The following is a 17,837-nucleotide window of genomic DNA, read 5'->3' on the forward strand; positions in this document are numbered from 1 at the left end:
TGAAATGTGGAGAGGTGGAAGGGAGTTGGGGGTGAACGGCGTGGGCGCGGTGTCCGTATTCTCTGATCATGGCCGCACCCATCGCATATGCCGAGCGCACCGCGTACGCCCTCATCGCCACCGACCTGGACGGAACGCTGCTGCGCGGCGACGACACGGTCTCCGACCGGTCGCTCACCGCGCTCGCGCGGGTCTCGGCGGCCGGTGCCCGGCATCTGGTGGTGACGGGACGGCCGGCGCCCAGGGTGCGGCCGCTGCTGAAGTTCCTGGGCGGCGGGGGGCTCGCGGTGTGCGGGCAGGGCGCGCAGTTGTACGACGCCGGCGTGGACCGTCTGCTGTGGTCGGTCACCCTGGACCGGGAACTGGCCGAGACCGCGCTCGGCAAGATCGAGGCGGAGGTGGGCACGGTGTACGCGGCCGTCGACCAGGACGGCGTCGACGGCCTGACGCTCATCGAACCGGGGTATCGGATGCCGCACCCGACGTTGCCGGCGGTGCGGGTCGGCCGGCGTGACGACCTGTGGTGCGAGCCCATCAGCAAGGTGCTGCTGCGCCATCCCACCCTCTCCGACGACGAGTTGGCGTCGGTGGCCCGCTCGGTGGTGGGTTCGCTCGCGACGGTCACCATGTCGGGGCCCGGGACGGTCGAGCTTCAGCCGTCCGGCATCACCAAGGCGACGGGGCTGGCGCTGGCGGCCCGGCATCTGGGGCTGCGCCCCGAGGACACCATCGCCTTCGGGGACATGCCCAACGACATCCCGATGTTCGACTGGGCCGCCCACGGCGTCGCCATGGCCAACGCGCACCCCGAACTGAAGGCGGTGTCCGACGAGATCACTCTCTCGAACGAGGACGACGGCGTCGCCGTCGTCCTCGAACGGCTCCTCACCGAGGACCGGCGCCCGCAGCGGCTCGGCGGGCGCAGGCCCTCGGTGGGTACGAAGGTTCAGTAGGCGCGAAGGGCTCAGTAGGCGCCGAAGACGTTGTCGATCGAGCCGTAGCGGTCGGCTGCGTAGTTGCAGGCGGCGGTGATGTTGGCGACCGGGTCGAACGGGTCGTAGGCCGTGCCGGGCACGTGGTACGCGGCGAAGGTCGGGTCGATGACCTGGAGCAGGCCCTTGGACGGGGTGCCCTTGGCCGCGTTGGAGTCCCAGTTGTTGATGGCGGCCGGGTTGCCGGACGACTCGCGCATGACGTTGCGGTAGATGCCGTTGTAGGAGCCCGGGATTCCGTGCTTCGCCATGATGGCGAGCGACTCGCGGATCCAGCCGTCGAGGTTGTCGGAGTACGCCGTGGTGGCGGTCTTCGCGGTCACCGCGGTGGGGGTGGCGGCCGATGCGGTGCTCGCACCGATGAGCGGCAGGGCGAGCACGGCCGCGCCGGTGCCGGCGACCGTGAGCTTGCGGGCCATGCGGGCTATGCGGGGGGTGCGGGTGCGGAGCTGACCGTTTGCAGGCATGGGGCTGTTCCTCTCCTTCGCCTGCGAGGTGAGCTGTCGGGTTCGGGCTGGGAGGTGCCCGGCCGCGCCCTTGCGAGCGCAACTTCACCCCAAGCCGTTCCGGTGCGTCGTACGACGTCCGGCCCGGCGACTTACCTGGGTCCCCCGCTCCTGCCGTGCGTGAGTGGTCTCGTCATCGGTGGTACCGGGCGGCGGCAGGATTCGGCGTCCGCCCGACTGGCCCGGAACGTATGCGAGAGCACATGTCGGAAACAAGTGGCTGGTTCATGCAACATGCTGTTTGATCTTTGTCTGGGGTGTTTTGTCAGCTTGAGCCTTTGCGTGTGCCAAGGCTCAACTTGCAAGCGGGAAAAGCCGGATGGTCGCCGACTGTTGAAACCTGTCGGCAGGTGAAGGTGAGTCACGTCACGCGCGGGGCGCAAGAGTGTCAAATCGGGCAATAGGCTCAAGTGCCCATCAATCAGCTGTGCATGGGGTGCGCTTCTCCCAAGTGCGGCGGAAGGGAGTCTCTCCGCCTTCTGTGCAAATCACCCCATTGGAGGTCAGAGTCACCTCACGGGGAGGGGTGCAGGAGTGTACGGATGTGCGTCGAGGTCACCCGAATGGTCGGAGGTGAGGCGGAGCAGCTGGGACAATACGGGACAAAGCTCACTCATTCGTATTAAGTCGGTAAATAACTGCTCGTATCAACTGATCGAAAACATACCGCTCGTGATCCGATACAGCCCGGCCTGTAACCCCGGGCGCCCTCGGTGATCGAAACGTGACCGGATACGCTGACTTGAGTGAAGCAGCGACGTATCGACAAACCGCGTAACCGCCGGTAGACACCAGCAGACAGGAGACCCCTCGTGACCGTCGTCGGGCCGTTCGGGCTGAGCGTGCGGGACCAGGCTCTGGAAGCCGATGTCCAGGCCGGATTGGCGGCTGTCGAGGAAGGGTTGCTCGAAGCAACCAAGAGCGAGGTCCCGTTCATCACGGAGGCCGCGCAGCACCTGGTGCGGGCCGGAGGCAAGCGGTTCCGCCCGCTGCTGGTGATGCTCGCCGCGCAGTTCGGTGACCCGTACGCGCCCGGGGTCGTGCCCTCGGCCGTGGTCGTGGAGCTGACCCACCTCGCGACGCTGTACCACGACGACGTGATGGACGAGGCGGAGGTACGGCGCGGGGTACCGAGCGCGAACGCCCGCTGGGGCAACTCGGTCGCGGTCCTCACCGGCGACTTCCTCTTCGCCCGTGCCTCGCACATCCTGGCAGACCTCGGGCCGGAGGCGGTGCGGGTACAGGCGGAGGCGTTCGAACGGCTCGTCACCGGTCAGATCCTGGAGACGGCCGGGCCGTCGGACGGGCGCGACCCGGTCGAGCACTACCTGGACGTACTGGCCGGCAAGACGGGGTCGCTGGTGGCGGTCTCGTGCCGCTTCGGCGCGATGATGTCGGGCGCCGACGAGTCGCTCGTGAACGTCCTGACGCAGTACGGCGAACGGCTGGGCGTCGCCTTCCAGCTCGCCGACGACGTGCTGGACATCGCGTCCGACTCCCACGAGTCCGGGAAGACGCCGGGGACGGATCTGCGGGAGGGCATCGCGACCCTGCCCGTGCTGCGGCTGCGCGAGCGCGCGGCCCGACTGGGGACGGCCGAGGACATCGCCCTGTGCGAGCTGCTGGACTCCGACCTGACGGACGACGCCCGGCATGCGCAGGCGCTGGCCGCGCTGCGCGCGCACCCCGCGCTGGAGCAGGCGCGACGGGACACCGTGCGGTACGCGGAGGAGGCGCGGTCGGCGCTTGCACCGCTGCGGGAGTGCGAGGCCAAGGCGGCGCTCATCGAACTGTGCGACGCGGTGGTGCACCGCGCGGGTTAGGACACGCCCCCCCCCCCGGGGGACATCCCCGGGACCCGGCATCGAGGCGGCGCCTCCCTACGACCCCTACGGGTCGGCGGAGGCGCCGCCTGCTTGTGTCATACCGCAGCAGTACGCGGAGTTGAGCCCGCGGTCTGACGCTTCTTCGCATCCGGTTTGGTCAGATGGAGACCACGGAACACACCACTCCTCACCGATTCGGGTGAGAATGGCGGCTCAGGGTGGACGAGTGCGAGGACGCGAAGTGACGGACAGCCGCCGCCTACGACGGAGGTAAGGCACACATGGCACCGTACGAATCCGACGACAGCACGACCGCGGCGCAGGCCGAAGAACTGCGCGCGGCGCGGCGGCGCAAGGCCGCGCGGTACGTCGTCCCGGCGGCGGTCCTGGGGGTGGCTGCGGGGACCATCGGGCTCGTCCCCGCGATCGCCGACTCCGGCAGCCCCGACCTGCCGGAGATCACCGCACAGCAACTCATCGAGAAGATCGCCGAGTCGGACGTGCAGCAGCTGTCCGGCACGGTGAAGATCAGCACCGATCTGGGACTGCCCGACCTGGGCGGCCTGGAGAGCGGGCTGACGTCCGGCGCGACCCCCTCGGAGGGCGAGGGCTCCGCGGCCGACCCGTCGGCCAAGCTGACCGAGCTGGCATCCGGCACGCACACGCTGCGCGTCGCCGCCGACGGCCCGGACCGGCAGAAGCTGTCGCTGCTGGAGAACGCCGCCGAATACAGCCTGATCCACAACGGCAAGGACGTGTGGGGCTACGACAGCGCGTCCAACGAGGTCTACCACGGCACTGCCACCGAGGCCGCGGACGGCAAGGCGTCCGAGGAGGTGCCGGCCACGCCCAAGGACCTCACCGAGGAGGCCCTGAAGGCGGTGGACGACACGACGTCCGTGACCGTCGACGGCACCGCGCAGGTGGCCGGCCGCGACGCGTACAAGCTGCTCATCGAGCCGAAGCAGTCCGGTTCCACGGTGGGCGCGATCAGTGTGGCGGTGGATGCGGAGACCGGCCTGCCGCTGAAGTTCACGCTGACCCCGGCGAGCGGCGGTGCCGCCGTGGTGGACGCGGGCTTCACCCAGGTCAGCTTCGCCAAGCCGGCCGCGTCGACCTTCGACTTCACCCCGCCCAAGGGTGCGAAGGTGACCGAGGGCGACAGCCTGGAGGCGGCGCCGGAGCACGAGCGGAAGTCCGCGGAGGACCTCGGCAAGGGCCTCGACGGACTGAACGTCATCGGCGAGGGCTGGAACTCCGTCGCCGTCCTCGACACCGGCGCAGAGGGCGGCATGCCCTCCGACGCCGCCGGCGGCGACATGGGCAGCTTCCTGGGCTCGCTCGGCGACGAGGTGAAGGGCAAGTTCGGCTCCGGCACGGTCTTCAAGACCCGTCTGGTCAACGCCCTGATCACGGACGACGGCAAGGTCTACGTCGGCGCGGTCACCAAGGACGCCCTGGTGAAGGCGGCCGACTCCGGGCAGTGAGTACCGTACGGAAGGGGCGGTAAGTACCGTACGCGCACGACGAATCGGGGGAGCCCATGGACGAACCGTCCGCCACGGCAGAGCAGGGCGCGGGTGACGGCGTCATCCACACCCGCGCCCTGACCAAGCGCTACCGCGGCGGACAGCTCGCCGTCGACGGGCTCGATCTGACCGTCCCGGCGGGCAGCGTCTTCGGCTTCCTCGGCCCCAACGGCTCCGGCAAGACCACCACCATCCGCATGCTGATGGGTCTGATCGAGCCCACGTCGGGCACGGCGCACGTGCTGGGGCGGCCCATGCCCCGGGCCACGCGCGCCGTGCTCCCGCACGTGGGCGCCCTCATCGAGGGCCCGGCCCTGTACGGCTTCCTCTCCGGCCGCGACAACCTCCTGCGCTACGACTCCGCAGACCCCGCCGCCGATCCCCGCACCCGGCGGGCCCGTGTCGCCGCGGCGCTGGACCGGGTCGGGCTCGCGGCGGCCGCCGGCAAGAAGGCCAAGGCGTACTCCCTGGGCATGAAGCAGCGGCTCGGACTCGCGGCCGCGCTGCTCCAGCCAAGGCGCCTGCTCGTCCTCGACGAACCGACCAACGGGCTCGACCCGCAGGGCATGCGGGAGATCCGGGCGCTGATCCGGGAGCTGGCCTCCGAGGGCACCACCGTGTTCCTCTCCTCCCACCTCCTCGACGAGATCGAGCAGGTGTGCACGCACGCCGCGGTGATGGCGCAGGGCCGGCTGATCACCCAGGGTGCGGTGACGGACCTGGCGGCGGGCATCAGGGGTCGGCTGGTGGTGACCACACCGGACACCGGCGACGCGGCCCGGGTGCTGAAGGAACGCGGGGTCGCGGACGTCATCGTCGACGAGGACCGGGTGACCGGGGAGCCACCGGACGGGGAACTCGCCGACCTCAGCGCCGCGTTGGTGGCGGCGGGGGTGCGGGTCCGCGGCTTCGGGGTGGAACGGGCCTCCCTGGAGGACGCGTTCGTGGCGCTGACGGGGGAGGGTTTCGATGTCGCAGGTTGAGGCCATCGGCTCCCGCCGCAGCCCGCTGTGGACCTTCGGTCTGCTGCGCAGCGAACTCGCCGTCACCTTCGGCCGCTGGCGCACGCTCGCGCTGCTCGGTGTGCTCGCCGCCGTCCCGGTCCTGGTCGGCATCGCCGTGAAGATCGAGACGAGTGACGGCTCGACGCTGGGCGGCTCAGGCGGTCCGGAGGGCGGCGGGGGTCCGGCGTTCATCACGCAGATCACCAACAACGGACTGTTCCTCGTCTTCACCGCCCTCGCCGCGACCCTCCCGTTCTTCCTGCCGATGGCCGTCGGCGTCGTCGCGGGCGACGCGATCGCCGGCGAGGCGAACGCCGGAACCCTGCGCTACCTCCTGGTTGCCCCCGCCGGCCGTACCCGCCTGCTGCTCACCAAGTACGCGACCACGATGGCCTTCTGCCTGACGGCCACCCTCGTCGTCGCCGTCTCGGCACTGACGGTCGGCGCGCTGCTCTTCCCGCTCGGCGATCTGACGACCATCTCCGGTACGCGGATCAGCTTCGCCGAGGGGCTGGGCCGGGCCCTGCTGATCGCCCTGGTCGTCGCCGCGTCACTGATCGGGATCGCGGCGCTCGGGCTGTTCGTCTCGACGCTGACCAACAGCGGCATCGCGGCGATGGCGACGACGGTCGGGCTGCTGATCACCGTCCAGATCCTCGACCAGATCCCCCAACTGCGCGCGATCCACCCGTACTTCTTCTCCCACTACTGGCTGTCCTTCGCCGACCTGATGCGCGAACCGGTCTACTGGGACGACCTGGTGCGCAACCTCGGCCTCCAGGGCCTGTACGCGGCCGTGTTCGGCTCGGCGGCCTGGGCACGGTTCACGACGAAGGACGTCACCGCGTAGACCTCGTGGGCCTACGAGACCTCGTACGGGAAGCGGGCGAGCGGCGGTTCCTGCGTGAAGAAGGTCTTCGCGCGGGCGAGGGCCTGGGTGTCCTCGAGTACGTCTCCGGGCCTGCTGCCGTTGCCGAGCAGGACCCCGCCGAAGCGCATCCCCATGTAGGCGGCCGAGTGGTTGAGGGTGCCGATCAGCGGGTCGGCGACCTCGCTCTCCTCGTGCGCGAGGGCTGTGACGCCCCACAGGATGCGCCCGGCCAGCGTGGCCTTGAAGTCGAGACCGGGGGTGCGCAGCCAGCCGGACCAGTAGTCCAGGTAGCGCTTGGTGTGGGCGGACACCGAGTACCAGTACAGCGGCGAGGCGATCACGATGTCGGTCGCCGCGAGCGTGGCGTCCAGCAGGAGGGCCACATCGCCCTGAGTGGGGCGGACGTGGTCGCTGTCGTGCCGCAGGTCTTCGAAGTCGGGCAGCGGGTGCTCGGCGAGGCGGATCCACTGCTGCTCGACGTCCGCGGGGAGCTGCTCGGCGGCCCGGCGGGCCAGTAGCTCGGTGTTGCCCTCGCTGCGGCTGCTGCCCAGCAGGAACAGAAAGCGGCGGGTCATGGTTCCCCCAGATCCCAGATGGTCGGCACACGACAATTGCACGCACGTGCATTATATGCACCTGCAAGTAATTCTTGTCCGGCGACCTGGCCGGGGCCTGCTCAGGGGGTCAGCGAGCCGCCCCCGTCAGCCGGGCCAGCGCCTCCGTCTCCCGGGGCGGGCGGCCGCTCAGGTCGCCGAGACGCCAGGCCTGCACCCAGGGCACGCGGTACACGTCGACGACCGACTCGATGAGCTTCGCCTGCTGTGCCAGCGGTCGCGGCAGCCGGCCCGGCGCATCCGCGACCAGCACGACGGCGTCCAGGTCCAGCCCGGCCGGAGCCTGACCACGCCGGAAGATCTCCAGGGCGTGCAGGACGGCCGCCAGCCCCGACGCGTGCGTCCGGGCGACGAGCAGCACCGACGGCGGATCATCGGGGCCGGGCCAGTCGCGCCCGCAGTCCTGACCGCCGTAGACCGCGGCCAGCGTGGTGACTCCCGACCCGCCGTGCGTGCCGACCCAGGAGAAACGCCGGACCGTGCCGGAGGTGCGGGCGGGTTCCGGTTCCGGTACGGCCACCGGTCCCCGGATCCAGATCTCCGGCCCCTGCTGCGCGCCCGTCCGCATGCCCGCTCCTCTCTGTCGTCACCTCATCGATCTTCGCGGCTCGGTGGACGGCTGGGTGACGGGGGTACCCGTTCTTGGGACGAGCCTGTGACGCGCCGGTGACGCGAGCACCGTGGGGGAGCGGCGAGACTCGGGAGTACGGGTTCGCCGACGTGCGGACGCCAGCGAGTGAGGGAACGGATGTCTCGACTCAGCCGCGAGAAGAAGCGGGAACAGCAGCACCAGGCCGCCTCTGCGGTGTCGGCGATCGACGTTCACGTGCCGGGCGCCGGCAACGCCTCGATCGGCGGCGTACCGGTCGTCGCCGCGCCGGGCGAGGAACTCCAGCACGCCGTACTGAACCGCCTTCACCGCATCGCCCTCGCCACCGGCCGACCCGTCCTCGTCAGGGTCCACGACGAGCGCATCGGCTACGTCGTCCCTCTCCAGGTCCACCCGGACGGCTCCAGCCGGTACACGGGGGAACCGGTGCGGACGGGGGCGGAGCCGCAGCCCTCGCAGGAGCCCGCACCCGACCGAGCCACCCAGGTGTTCCGCACGCCCGCCGAACCGCAGGCCGACGCCGCGCCGACGTTCCCGCTGCGGGCGGTGACGGAGCCTCAGCCCTTGGGTGATGCGGTGCCCACCTTTCCGCTGCGGGCGGTGCCCGAGGACGCCGTCCCCGGTTCGGCCGTCGCCGCGCCGACGGGCGAGTTCGGCCCGCCGCCGGTGATGGATGCCAAGCCGCACCCGGAGTCGTTTGCATCGTCGGCGTCGGACCCCGACCCGAAGCCGACCCCGCCCCGGGGCTTCGACGCCGTCGCCGAGGCGATCCTCGGTGGCGTACCCGGCAACCCTGAGAACGCCGAGGGGCACAACGACCCTGCTCCCGCCGTCCTCGCCGAGCCGATCGCCCGGATCGGCGAGGCCGTGAAGGCGGGCCGGATCGATGCCGCGGCGGAGCTGGCCGAGCAGACCCTGGCTCAGGCGGCGGCGACGCTGGCACCGGACCACCCCGAGCTGCTCCGGCTGCGCGAACTCACCGCGTACGTCGCCTACTTGGCGGCCGAACCGGTCCGGTCCTTCCGCCTCTCCCTCGACGTGGTGCACATCCACCGCCGCCTGCGGGACGCGGAGTCCGCCTACGGCAACATCCAGAGCGCGGCCACCGCCTGGCGGGCCGTACGCGACCCCGCGCTCGGGCTGGAGCTGGGGCGGGACCTGATCGGCCTGTGGACCGAGCTGGTCACCGAGGGCGGCCCGGCCGCCGACGACATCGAGGAACTGGAGTCCGCCCGCGCCCGCATGGGCCGCCTGGCGAACCGGGCGGGACGGGCACCCGGAGCGTGATGCAGAGGGACACCAGTCCCTAGTGCACGCAGAACTCGTTCCCCTCCGGGTCCTGCATCACGACCCACTCCCCGCCGGGTTCCTTCACCTCGCGCAGCACACTCGCCCCCAGCTCGCGCAGCCGCTCCACCTCGTCGGCCCGCCGTCCCTGAGCGGGGTGCAGGTCCAGGTGGAGCCGGTTCTTGCCGGACTTGGGCTCGGCGACGCGCTGGAACAGCAGCCGCCGCCCCAGCCCGGTGCCGCTCTCCTCCTCGACCGGGTCCTCCGGATGCCGTACGGCGACCAGGTCCCGGAAGGCGGGGCGGCCGTGGAAGTCGACGGTGGCGGCGACGGGCAGGGCGCCCAGCTGCAGCAGCCGTTCGATCAGGGCGCTGTTGTCCTCGACCTCGTAACCGATCGCGGCGGCCCAGAAGTCGGCCTGTGTGTGCGGGTCGTGGGAATCGATGACGAGCTTCCAGTGCACGGGTGTCGGCGCGTATGTCTTCTCGCTCATGTAACCAGTATTATCGGTTACATGAGCGAGCGTCCACCGGAATTGCCGAACACGTCACCCGGCCTGACCCTGATCTCGCACGAAGGGACGCCCTACCGCTTCGACCCCGGAGCGCTCTGTCTGGAGCTGCTGCCCACCGGCGGGCCCGGAGCCTTCGCGCGTTTCGAGGTGCTGCACGAGCCCGCCGACCTCGTGACCTGGGCCGGTCGCAGCCGGCTGCCGGCCGGACTCGATCTCACCGTCAGCGAGGGCGAACTCGCGGCGGCCCGAGCCCTGCGCGACGCCCTCTTCCTGCTCACCGCCGACCGCGCACACGGCCGCCCGCTCCAGCAGCGCCACCTGGACATCGTCAACGCGGCCGCCGCTGCGCCCTCACTCGTCGCCCGCCTCACCCCGGACGGCACCCACGCGTGGGCCCCGGGCGCCGGCGGCACCCAGCTGCTGTCGACCGTTGCCCGTGACGCGATCGACCTCTTCACCGGCCCGTACGCCGACCGCATCCGTGAGTGCGCCGCCCACGACTGCTCTCTGCTCTTCGTCGACACCTCGCGCCCCGGCCGGCGGCGGTGGTGCGCGATGGAGCACTGCGGGAACCGGGCGAAGGTCCGGGCGCACCGGGCCCGGAAGGCGCCCTAACCGGCCTTGGCCTCGGCCCCGGCCTCTCGTGCGTCGTATGCCGCCCGTGCCGCGGCGATCTCCCGCTGGTGGTCCTCGGTCCATCTGACCAGTGACTGGATCGTGGCGTGCAGTGTGCCGCCGAGCGGGGTGAGTTCGTAGTCGACCCGGGGTGGTACGACCGGGTGCACGGTGCGTCGGACCAGGCCGTCGCGTTCCAGCTGGCGCAGGGTGACCGTCAGCATCCGCTGGCTGACACCGTCGATCTCCCGGCGCAGCTCGGTGAAGCGCAGTCGGCGGTTCTCCAGCAGGGCGATCACCAGCAGGGACCACTTGTCGGCGACGCGGTCGAGGATCTGCCGTACCTCGCAGCCCTCCCGGGTGTCCCACTGGAAGGGGTCGGCGTCGCCGTAGTCCACGGTGCTCGCGCAGTTACTCGGTGACTTCGAAGTGCCTACTTCCATGTCTGTCGATGCTGCCGCAGGCTGGCTGTGGTTACAAGAGGGAACCGACCCTCAGTTCCGTAACCGCCCTGTCTGCGCCTACCTGAGGAGTCCCCATGGGCACCCGCGCCTGGGCCCTGCTGCTCGTGCTGTGCGGAACGATCTTCCTGGAGGGCATCGACGTCGCCATGATGGCGGTCGCGATCCCCACCATCCGGTCCGAACTGGGCCTGTCGACGGGAACGGCCGCCTGGGTGATGAGCGCCTACGTCCTCGGCTACGCCGGCTTCACCCTGCTCGGCGGTCGGGCCGCAGACCTGCTCGGCCGCCGCCGGATGTTCCTGACCTGGCTGACCGTCTTCCTCCTCTTCTCCGGGCTCGGTGGATTCGCGACCGACGGCTGGATGCTGGTCGTCGCCCGTTTCGTCACCGGTGTCGCCGCGGCGTTCATGACCCCGGCCGCGCTGTCGCTGATCACGACGTCCTACGAGGAGGGCCCGCAGCGCAACAAGGCCCTGCTGGTCTTCGCGGGCACGGCGGCCGGCGGTTTCTCGCTGGGCCTGGTCATCGGCGGACTGCTCACCCAGCTCGGCTGGCGGTGGGTGTTCTTCGCGCCGGTGCTGCTGGCGGGGGCGCTGCTGGTCGCGGCGGTGCGGCTGGTGCCCGCGGCGGACGGTGTCCCGCGGGTGCGCGGCGGCTTCGATCTGCTCGGCGCGGTCACCGCGGCCGGTGCCATGCTGCTGGCCGCCTACGCCGTCGTACGCCTGGAACACGGTCTGCACGACTGGCCGCTGACCGCCCTCGCTGTGCTCGCCGCGGCGGCGCTGGGCGGCGCCTTCGTCGCCGTCGAGCGGCGGGCCGCCGCCCCGCTGGTCCGGCTGGGCATCCTGCGCAAGGGGTCCGTGGTGCGGGCCGACCTCGGGGCGCTGCTCTTCGTCGGGGCCTTCTTCGGCTTCCAGTTCGTCGTCACGCTGTATCTGCAGGAACTGCGCGGCTGGTCGTCCCTCCAGACGGCGATCGCGCTGGTCGTCATGGGCTGCGACGCCGTGCTCGCCCCGACGCTCACCCCGAAGCTGGTCGCCCGCTACGGCAACGTCCGTGTGATCCTCGGCGGCTTCGTGCTGGCGGTGCTCGCCTACGGGCTGTTCCTGCCGGTCGGCCTGGACTGGTCGTACGCCGCGATGTTCCCGACGCTGATCCTGGCGGGCACGGCGTTCGCCCTGGCGTACGGGCCGCTGACCATCGCGGCGACGGACGGGGTCGCGGAGGAGGAGCAGGGGCTGGCCGGCGGGCTGCTGAACACCGCCACCCAGTTCGGCTCCGCGATCGGGATCTCCGCGGTGACCGCGGTCTACGGCTTGGCGTCCAGCGGCTTTGGCCCCGAGGCGACGCTCTCCGCGTTCCGTACGGCGCTGACGGTGCCCGTCGCGATGGTGGTGCTGGGCTCCCTGGTCTCGGCCCTGAGCGTGCGGGCCGAGCGGCGCGCGGTGCGCAGCGCGTCCCAGGTGAGCAGCGTGAGCGCCAGCCAGACCAGCGCGAACCCGGCCCAGCGCTCGGGCGGCATGGCCTCGCGGAAGTAGAGGACACCGAGCAGGAACTGGAACACGGGGGCCAGGTACTGCAACAGCCCCAGCGTGGACAGGGGCACGCGGATCGCGGCCGCGCCGAAGCAGACCAGCGGGAGTGCGGTGACGACACCGGTCGTGGCGAGCAGCGCCGCGTGCCCCGCGCCCTCGGTGGCGAACGTGGAGCCGCCGTCGGCCGTCAGCCACAGCAGATAGGCCAGCGCCGGCAGGAACTGGATCGCTGTCTCGGCGGCCAGCGACTCCAGTCCGCCGAGGTTGACCTTCTTCTTCACCAGGCCGTACGTGGCGAAGGAGAAGGCGAGGATGAGCGAGATCCATGGCGGCCGGCCGTAGCCGACGGTGAGGACGAGAACCGCCGCGAAGCCGATCCCGACCGCCGCCCACTGCACGGGCCGCAGCCGCTCCTTCAGGAGCAGCACGCCCATCGCGATGGTGACGAGGGGGTTGATGAAGTACCCGAGGGAGGCCTCGACGACCCGGTCGTTGTTCACGGCCCAGATGTAGACGCCCCAGTTGACGGCGATGACCGCCGCGGCGACCGCGATGAGCCCGAGGCGGCGTGGCTGCTGCAGCAGCTCGCCGGCCCACCTCCACCGTCGTACGACGAGCAGCGCCGCGGCGACGACGACGAAGGACCACACCATCCGGTGGGCGAGGACCTCGAACGGCCCGGCGGGCTTCAGCAGGGGGAAGAAGAGGGGGAACAGCCCCCACATCCCGTATGCCGCGAAGCCGTTCAGCAGACCTATGCGCTGCTCGCCCCTGGACTTCCCGGCCACCGGCTCCTCCTTCATGCGTCAGCCTCGCCTGAACGAAGGTAGCGCCGGGCCACCCCGCCTGTCATGTCCGTATCGCTATACGGTCATGACGGGCGGGGTGCGCTGTGCCGGTCAGCCCTTGAGCGCGGCGGTGACGGCCTCGGAGAGCGGGGTGGTCGGACGGCCGGCCAGGCGGGACAGGTCGCCGGTCGCGACGACCAGCTCGCCCTTCTCGATGGAGACGTCCACGCCCGCGAGGATCGCGGCCATCGGCTCGGGCAGCCCGGCGCCGGTGAGGATGCCGGTGAGCGCCTCGGGCGTGACCGCGTTGTAGACGATCTCCTTGCCGGTCTGCCGGCTCAGCTCGGCCGCGTACTCGGCGAGGCTCCACGCCTCGTCGCCGCCCAGCTCGTACGTCTTGTTCTCGTGCCCCTCACCGGTCAGCACGGCGACGGCGGCGGCCGCGTAGTCGGCGCGGGAGGCGGAGGAGATCCGGCCCTCACCGGCGGCGGCGACGACCGCGTTGTGCTCCAGTACCGGGGCGAGGTTCTCCGTGTAGTTCTCGTGGTACCAGCCGTTGCGCAGCAGCGCGTACGGCACGCCGGACGCCAGGACCGCCTCCTCGGTGCCGCGGTGGTCGTCGGCGAGGGAGGCGGTCAGGCTGCCGGGGGCGCTGGTGTAGGCGAGCAGTGCGACACCGGCCGCCTTGGCGGCGTCGATGACGACCTTGTGCTGGCCGACGCGGCCCTTGTCGAACTCGTTGCCGGAGATCAGCAGCACCTTGTCGCCGGCGGAGAACAGCCCGTCGAAGGTCTCGGGCGCGTTGTAGTCCGCGACCGCCAGCCGTACGCCACGGGCCGCGAAGTCGGCCGCCTTGGCCTCGTCACGGACGACGGCGACGATCTGGTCGGCCGGGACCTTCTCCAGCAACTGCTCGATGACGTGCCGGCCCAGGTGTCCGGTGGCTCCGGTGACGACGATGCTCATGAGGTGACTCCTGTGTACGGGTGAGTACGGGTTGGTATGCACTCACCCTAGGAGCGGCGCTAACTATTGGAAAGTACCCACTTTGAAGTAAGGTACCTGCATGGCGGAGAGTGGAACGGCAGGCGGCTGGAAGCCCGACGGCGAGACGATGTGCCCGCATCGCCTGGTCCTGGAGCACGTCACCAGCCGCTGGGGTGTGCTGGTGCTGATGTGTCTCCTGGAGCGCCCGCACCGGTTCAGCGAGCTGCGTCGGGCGATCAGCGAGGTCCGCCCGGTCAGCGAGAAGATGCTCACCCAGACGCTGCAGACCCTGGAGCGGGACGGCATGGTGCACCGGGACGCCAAGCCGGTGATCCCGCCGCGCGTCGACTACTCCCTGACCGAGATCGGCCGCGAGGCGGCGGAGCAGGTGCAGGGGCTGGCGCTGTGGACCCAGAAGCGGATGGACGACGTGGTGAAGGCGCGGCGGGCATACGACGAGGCCCGGGTCTGAGACCCGGGCCCCTGGGGACGAACGGTGCTCAGCCGACGACCGTCCAGGTGTCGCCGCCGGCCAGCAGTGCGGCCAGGTCGCCCTTGCCGTTCTGCTCGATGGCCGTGTCGAGTTGGTCGGCCATCTGGGTGTCGTAGACCGGCCGGTCGACGGCGCGGAAGACGCCGATGGGCGTGTTGTGCAGGGTGTCGGGGTCGGCGAGCCTGCTCAGCGCGAAGGCGGTGGTGGGGGAGTCGGAACGGGCGTCGTGCACGAGCACCTGGTGTTCGTTCTCCGGCGTCACCGTGACGACCTTGAGGTCGCCGGTCTGCTGGTCCCGTACGACACCACGCGCGTTGTCCCGGCCGAAACGGATCGGCTGCCCGTGCTCCAGCCGGATCACCGCCTCCTCCGCCTGCTGCTTGTCCTTCAGGGCGTCGAACGCGCCGTCGTTGAAGATGTTGCAGTTCTGGTAGATCTCGATCAGGGCCGTGCCCGGGTGGGCCGCGGCCTGGCGCAGTACCTCGGTGAGGTGCTTGCGGTCGGAGTCGACGGTCCGCGCGACGAACGACGCCTCCGCGCCCAGCGCCAGCGACACCGGGTTGAAGGGCGCGTCCAGCGACCCCATCGGCGTCGACTTGGTGATCTTGCCGACCTCGGAGGTGGGGGAGTACTGGCCCTTGGTCAGGCCGTAGATCCGGTTGTTGAACAGCAGGATCTTGAGGTTGACGTTGCGGCGCAGGGCGTGGATCAGGTGGTTTCCGCCGATCGACAGCGCGTCGCCGTCACCGGTGACGACCCACACGCTCAGATCGCGCCGGGAGGAGGCGAGGCCGGTGGCGATGGCGGGGGCGCGGCCGTGGATGGAGTGCATCCCGTAGGTGTTCATGTAGTACGGGAAGCGGGAGGAGCAGCCGATGCCCGAGACGAAGACGATGTTCTCCTTCGCCAGACCCAGCTCGGGCATGAAGCCCTGCACGGCGGCGAGGATCGCGTAGTCACCGCAGCCGGGGCACCAGCGCACTTCCTGATCGGACTTGAAGTCCTTCATGGACTGCCTGGCCTCGGCCTTGGGAACGAGCGAAAGCGCTTCGATCGTGCCCGTGCCTTCCGTGGACGTCTCAGCCATCGATGGCCTCCTTGAGCGCCGTGGCGAGCTGTTCGGCCTTGAACGGCATCCCGTTGACCTGGTTGTACGAGTGGGCGTCGACCAGGTACTTCGCCCGGATCAGCGTGGCGAGCTGACCGAGGTTCATCTCGGGGATCACCACCTTGTCGTAACGCTGCAGCACCGTGCCGAGATTCCGCGGGAAGGGGTTGAGGTGGCGCAGATGGGCCTGCGCGACCGGCTTGCCGGCGGTGCGCAGACGGCGGACCGCGGCCGTGATCGGTCCGTACGTCGACCCCCAGCCCAGCACCAGGGTGCTCGCCTCCTGCGGGTCGTCGACCTCGAGGTCCGGCACGTCGATGCCGTCGACCTTGGCCTGACGGGTGCGGACCATGAAGTCGTGGTTGGCGGGATCGTAGGAGATGTTGCCGGTGCCGTCCTGCTTCTCGATGCCGCCGATGCGGTGCTCCAGACCCGGGGTGCCCGGGATCGCCCAGGGGCGGGCCAGGGTCTGCGGGTCGCGCTTGTACGGCCAGAAGACCTCGCTGCCGTCCTCCAGCGTGTGGTTGGGGCCCTGCGCGAACTGGACCCCGAGGTCGGGCAGCTCGTCCAGCTCCGGGATGCGCCAGGGTTCGGAGCCGTTGGCGAGGTAGCCGTCGCTCAGCAGGAACACCGGGGTGCGGTACGTCAGGGCGATCCGGGCCGCCTCCAGCGCCGCGTCGAAGCAGTCGGCGGGGGTGCGGGGCGCGATCACCGGCACCGGCGCCTCGCCGTTGCGTCCGAACATCGCCTGCAGCAGGTCGGCCTGCTCGGTCTTGGTCGGCAGACCGGTCGACGGCCCGCCGCGCTGGATGTCCACGACCAGCAGCGGCAGCTCCAGCGAGACCGCGAGCCCGATGGTCTCGCTCTTGAGCGCCACGCCCGGCCCCGAGGTCGTGGTCACGGCGAGCGAACCGCCGAAGGCCGCGCCCAGCGCCGCCCCGATGCCCGCGATCTCGTCCTCGGCCTGGAAGGTCCGCACACCGAAGTTCTTGTGCTTGCTGAGCTCGTGCAGGATGTCCGAGGCCGGGGTGATCGGGTACGAGCCGAGGAACAGCGGCAGGTCGGCCTGCTTGCTCGCGGCGATCAGACCGTAGGACAGGGCCAGGTTCCCGGAGATGTTGCGGTACGTGCCGACCGGGAACGCCTTGACGGCCGGCGCCACCTCGTAGGAGACCGCGAAGTCCTCGGTCGTCTCACCGAAGTTCCAGCCCGCGCGGAACGCGGCGATGTTGGCGGTCGCGATGTCGGGCTTCTTCGCGAACTTCGACCGCAGGAACTTCTCGGTGCCCTCGGTGGGCCGGTGGTACATCCAGGACAGCAGGCCGAGGGCGAACATGTTCTTGCTGCGCTCGGCCTCCTTCCGGGTGAGGTCGAACTCCTTCAGCGCCTCGACGGTGAGGGTGGTCAGGGGCACCGGATGCAGGTGGTACCCGTCGAGCGAGCCGTCCTCGAGCGGGTTGGTCGCGTACCCGACCTTCTGCATCGCCCGTTTGGTGAACTCGTCCGTGTTGACGATGATCTCCGCGCCGCGCGGCAGGTCGCCGACGTTGGCCTTCAGGGCCGCCGGGTTCATCGCCACCAGCACGTTCGGCGCGTCACCGGGGGTGAGGATGTCGTGGTCGGCGAAGTGGAGCTGGAAGGACGACACCCCGGGCAGGGTCCCGGCAGGCGCACGGATCTCGGCGGGGAAGTTCGGCAGCGTCGACAGGTCGTTGCCGAAGGACGCCGTCTCCGACGTGAACCGGTCACCGGTGAGCTGCATACCGTCACCCGAGTCCCCCGCGAACCTGATGATCACCCGGTCGAGACGACGGACGTCCTTGACGCCGGCCGCTTTGCGCTGCTCTCCCACGACGGCTCCGTCGGCCTGCTCCGCTTGGCTACTGACCTGGCTCGTCACTGAACTGGACCTCCTTCGAGGCGGCTGTCTGGGAGTGACCTTCCCGCAGGCTCTCCCAAGACCAACCCTACGTCGGCACGGCTTGCCTTCCCTCGGTCATTCGCATGAAGACCCCTCGGTCATTCGCATGAAGAACGCCGCTTGGGACGCGGCCCGTACCCCGGGTAGGACGCAGCCCGTACCCCCGTTGGATG

At 70.4% G+C, this 17,837-nt stretch carries 17 protein-coding genes, 1 pseudogene and 1 riboswitch; of the genes and pseudogenes, 9 read left to right on the forward strand and 9 right to left on the reverse strand.

Going from position 1 to position 17,837, the window contains the following annotated elements:
• Window positions 1-68: 68 nt before the first annotated feature.
• On the forward strand, window positions 69-953 hold the full coding sequence (locus ACFV7R_RS23470; RefSeq protein WP_385266496.1) for an HAD family hydrolase: 885 nt from the start codon (window positions 69-71) through the stop codon (window positions 951-953).
• A gap of 11 nt (window positions 954-964) precedes the next feature.
• On the opposite strand, the gene ACFV7R_RS23475 is transcribed toward ACFV7R_RS23470, so the two are convergent.
• Window positions 965-1,459, reverse strand: a complete 495-nt coding sequence (locus tag ACFV7R_RS23475; RefSeq protein ID WP_385266499.1) for a transglycosylase SLT domain-containing protein — start codon at window positions 1,457-1,459, stop codon at window positions 965-967.
• A 5-nt stretch (window positions 1,460-1,464) separates the two neighbouring features.
• Window positions 1,465-1,635: riboswitch (cyclic di-AMP (ydaO/yuaA leader) on the reverse strand.
• A gap of 675 nt (window positions 1,636-2,310) precedes the next feature.
• Between ACFV7R_RS23475 and ACFV7R_RS23480 the strand changes: the two genes are divergently transcribed.
• From ACFV7R_RS23480 to ACFV7R_RS23495, 4 genes are all read left to right on the forward strand, one after another.
• Entirely contained in the window at window positions 2,311-3,321 is a 1,011-nt protein-coding gene (locus tag ACFV7R_RS23480) for a polyprenyl synthetase family protein (protein WP_385266502.1), read from the forward strand.
• Between the two features lie 284 nt (window positions 3,322-3,605).
• Window positions 3,606-4,811, forward strand: coding sequence for an outer membrane lipoprotein carrier protein LolA (locus tag ACFV7R_RS23485; RefSeq protein WP_385266504.1), 1,206 nt, complete (start codon window positions 3,606-3,608; stop codon window positions 4,809-4,811).
• A gap of 56 nt (window positions 4,812-4,867) precedes the next feature.
• Complete coding sequence (locus ACFV7R_RS23490; RefSeq protein WP_385266507.1) at window positions 4,868-5,836, forward strand: ABC transporter ATP-binding protein; 969 nt, start codon at window positions 4,868-4,870, stop codon at window positions 5,834-5,836.
• A complete protein-coding gene (locus ACFV7R_RS23495; RefSeq protein ID WP_385266510.1) occupies window positions 5,823-6,707 on the forward strand; it encodes an ABC transporter permease in 885 nt (294 codons plus the stop codon). The genes ACFV7R_RS23490 and ACFV7R_RS23495 overlap by 14 nt, the downstream gene beginning before the upstream one ends.
• Window positions 6,708-6,718: 11 nt before the next feature.
• Here the strand turns inward: ACFV7R_RS23495 and ACFV7R_RS23500 are convergent, their stop codons facing one another.
• Window positions 6,719-7,303: a flavodoxin family protein gene (locus ACFV7R_RS23500; protein WP_385266513.1), complete on the reverse strand. Its 585-nt coding sequence runs from the start codon at window positions 7,301-7,303 to the stop codon at window positions 6,719-6,721.
• Between the two features lie 109 nt (window positions 7,304-7,412).
• Window positions 7,413-7,910: a DUF6668 family protein gene (locus tag ACFV7R_RS23505; protein ID WP_385266516.1), complete on the reverse strand. Its 498-nt coding sequence runs from the start codon at window positions 7,908-7,910 to the stop codon at window positions 7,413-7,415.
• Between the two features lie 180 nt (window positions 7,911-8,090).
• Here ACFV7R_RS23505 and ACFV7R_RS23510 point away from each other — a divergent pair, with 180 nt between their 5' ends.
• Window positions 8,091-9,239 (forward strand): tetratricopeptide repeat protein, encoded by a 1,149-nt coding sequence (locus ACFV7R_RS23510; protein WP_385266519.1) that lies wholly within the window; start codon window positions 8,091-8,093, stop codon window positions 9,237-9,239.
• Window positions 9,240-9,258: 19 nt separating this feature from the next.
• Here the strand turns inward: ACFV7R_RS23510 and ACFV7R_RS23515 are convergent, their stop codons facing one another.
• A complete protein-coding gene (locus ACFV7R_RS23515; RefSeq protein ID WP_385266522.1) occupies window positions 9,259-9,732 on the reverse strand; it encodes a VOC family protein in 474 nt (157 codons plus the stop codon).
• A gap of 21 nt (window positions 9,733-9,753) precedes the next feature.
• On the opposite strand from ACFV7R_RS23515, the gene ACFV7R_RS23520 reads away from it, so the two are divergent.
• Window positions 9,754-10,368 carry a CGNR zinc finger domain-containing protein gene (locus tag ACFV7R_RS23520; RefSeq protein ID WP_385266524.1) on the forward strand — a complete coding sequence of 205 codons (615 nt, stop codon included), beginning with the start codon at window positions 9,754-9,756 and terminating at the stop codon, window positions 10,366-10,368.
• Here the strand turns inward: ACFV7R_RS23520 and ACFV7R_RS23525 are convergent.
• On the reverse strand, window positions 10,365-10,811 hold the full coding sequence (locus ACFV7R_RS23525) for a winged helix-turn-helix transcriptional regulator (protein WP_385266527.1): 447 nt from the start codon (window positions 10,809-10,811) through the stop codon (window positions 10,365-10,367). The two genes, ACFV7R_RS23520 and ACFV7R_RS23525, sit on opposite strands and share 4 nt — an antisense overlap.
• Before the next feature lie 95 nt (window positions 10,812-10,906).
• On the opposite strand from ACFV7R_RS23525, the gene ACFV7R_RS23530 reads away from it, so the two are divergent.
• Window positions 10,907-12,370, forward strand: coding sequence for an MFS transporter (locus ACFV7R_RS23530; protein WP_385266530.1), 1,464 nt, complete (start codon window positions 10,907-10,909; stop codon window positions 12,368-12,370).
• Here the strand turns inward: ACFV7R_RS23530 and rarD are convergent.
• Window positions 12,355-13,170, reverse strand: a pseudogene (gene rarD / locus ACFV7R_RS23535) (EamA family transporter RarD); the annotation flags it as partial. The gene ACFV7R_RS23530 and the pseudogene rarD overlap by 16 nt on opposite strands.
• A 96-nt stretch (window positions 13,171-13,266) precedes the next feature.
• The gene (locus tag ACFV7R_RS23540) at window positions 13,267-14,121 is read right to left on the reverse strand and encodes an SDR family oxidoreductase (protein ID WP_385266532.1); all 855 of its coding nucleotides are present in this window, start codon (window positions 14,119-14,121) and stop codon (window positions 13,267-13,269) included.
• Between the two features lie 100 nt (window positions 14,122-14,221).
• Between ACFV7R_RS23540 and ACFV7R_RS23545 the strand changes: the two genes are divergently transcribed.
• The gene (locus ACFV7R_RS23545; RefSeq protein WP_385266535.1) at window positions 14,222-14,614 is read left to right on the forward strand and encodes a winged helix-turn-helix transcriptional regulator; all 393 of its coding nucleotides are present in this window, start codon (window positions 14,222-14,224) and stop codon (window positions 14,612-14,614) included.
• A gap of 28 nt (window positions 14,615-14,642) precedes the next feature.
• On the opposite strand, the gene ACFV7R_RS23550 is transcribed toward ACFV7R_RS23545, so the two are convergent.
• Together ACFV7R_RS23550 and ACFV7R_RS23555 are read right to left on the reverse strand one after the other, a co-directional pair.
• A complete protein-coding gene (locus tag ACFV7R_RS23550) occupies window positions 14,643-15,722 on the reverse strand; it encodes a 2-oxoacid:ferredoxin oxidoreductase subunit beta (protein ID WP_385266537.1) in 1,080 nt (359 codons plus the stop codon).
• Window positions 15,715-17,643 carry a 2-oxoacid:acceptor oxidoreductase subunit alpha gene (locus tag ACFV7R_RS23555; protein WP_385266540.1) on the reverse strand — a complete coding sequence of 643 codons (1,929 nt, stop codon included), beginning with the start codon at window positions 17,641-17,643 and terminating at the stop codon, window positions 15,715-15,717. Before ACFV7R_RS23555 ends, ACFV7R_RS23550 begins: the two co-directional genes overlap by 8 nt.
• Window positions 17,644-17,837: the final 194 nt, after the last annotated feature.

Source organism: Streptomyces sp. NPDC059866 (assembly GCF_042731325.1).
Classification (GTDB): Bacteria; Actinomycetota; Actinomycetes; order Streptomycetales; family Streptomycetaceae; genus Streptomyces; species Streptomyces flavusporus.

Excerpts from the sequence above, each read along its gene's own strand:
- ACFV7R_RS23470 (WP_385266496.1), top strand. The coding sequence starts at position 69 with ATGGCCGCACCCATCGCATATGCCGAGCGCACCGCGTACGCCCTCATC.
- ACFV7R_RS23475 (WP_385266499.1), bottom strand. The coding sequence starts at position 1,459 with ATGCCTGCAAACGGTCAGCTCCGCACCCGCACCCCCCGCATAGCCCGC.
- ACFV7R_RS23485 (WP_385266504.1), top strand. The coding sequence starts at position 3,606 with ATGGCACCGTACGAATCCGACGACAGCACGACCGCGGCGCAGGCCGAA.
- ACFV7R_RS23490 (WP_385266507.1), top strand. The coding sequence starts at position 4,868 with ATGGACGAACCGTCCGCCACGGCAGAGCAGGGCGCGGGTGACGGCGTC.
- ACFV7R_RS23495 (WP_385266510.1), top strand. The coding sequence starts at position 5,823 with ATGTCGCAGGTTGAGGCCATCGGCTCCCGCCGCAGCCCGCTGTGGACC.
- ACFV7R_RS23500 (WP_385266513.1), bottom strand. The coding sequence starts at position 7,303 with ATGACCCGCCGCTTTCTGTTCCTGCTGGGCAGCAGCCGCAGCGAGGGC.
- ACFV7R_RS23505 (WP_385266516.1), bottom strand. The coding sequence starts at position 7,910 with ATGCGGACGGGCGCGCAGCAGGGGCCGGAGATCTGGATCCGGGGACCG.
- ACFV7R_RS23510 (WP_385266519.1), top strand. The coding sequence starts at position 8,091 with ATGTCTCGACTCAGCCGCGAGAAGAAGCGGGAACAGCAGCACCAGGCC.
- ACFV7R_RS23515 (WP_385266522.1), bottom strand. The coding sequence starts at position 9,732 with ATGAGCGAGAAGACATACGCGCCGACACCCGTGCACTGGAAGCTCGTC.
- ACFV7R_RS23520 (WP_385266524.1), top strand. The coding sequence starts at position 9,754 with ATGAGCGAGCGTCCACCGGAATTGCCGAACACGTCACCCGGCCTGACC.
- ACFV7R_RS23525 (WP_385266527.1), bottom strand. The coding sequence starts at position 10,811 with ATGGAAGTAGGCACTTCGAAGTCACCGAGTAACTGCGCGAGCACCGTG.
- ACFV7R_RS23530 (WP_385266530.1), top strand. The coding sequence starts at position 10,907 with ATGGGCACCCGCGCCTGGGCCCTGCTGCTCGTGCTGTGCGGAACGATC.
- ACFV7R_RS23540 (WP_385266532.1), bottom strand. The coding sequence starts at position 14,121 with ATGAGCATCGTCGTCACCGGAGCCACCGGACACCTGGGCCGGCACGTC.
- ACFV7R_RS23545 (WP_385266535.1), top strand. The coding sequence starts at position 14,222 with ATGGCGGAGAGTGGAACGGCAGGCGGCTGGAAGCCCGACGGCGAGACG.
- ACFV7R_RS23550 (WP_385266537.1), bottom strand. The coding sequence starts at position 15,722 with ATGGCTGAGACGTCCACGGAAGGCACGGGCACGATCGAAGCGCTTTCG.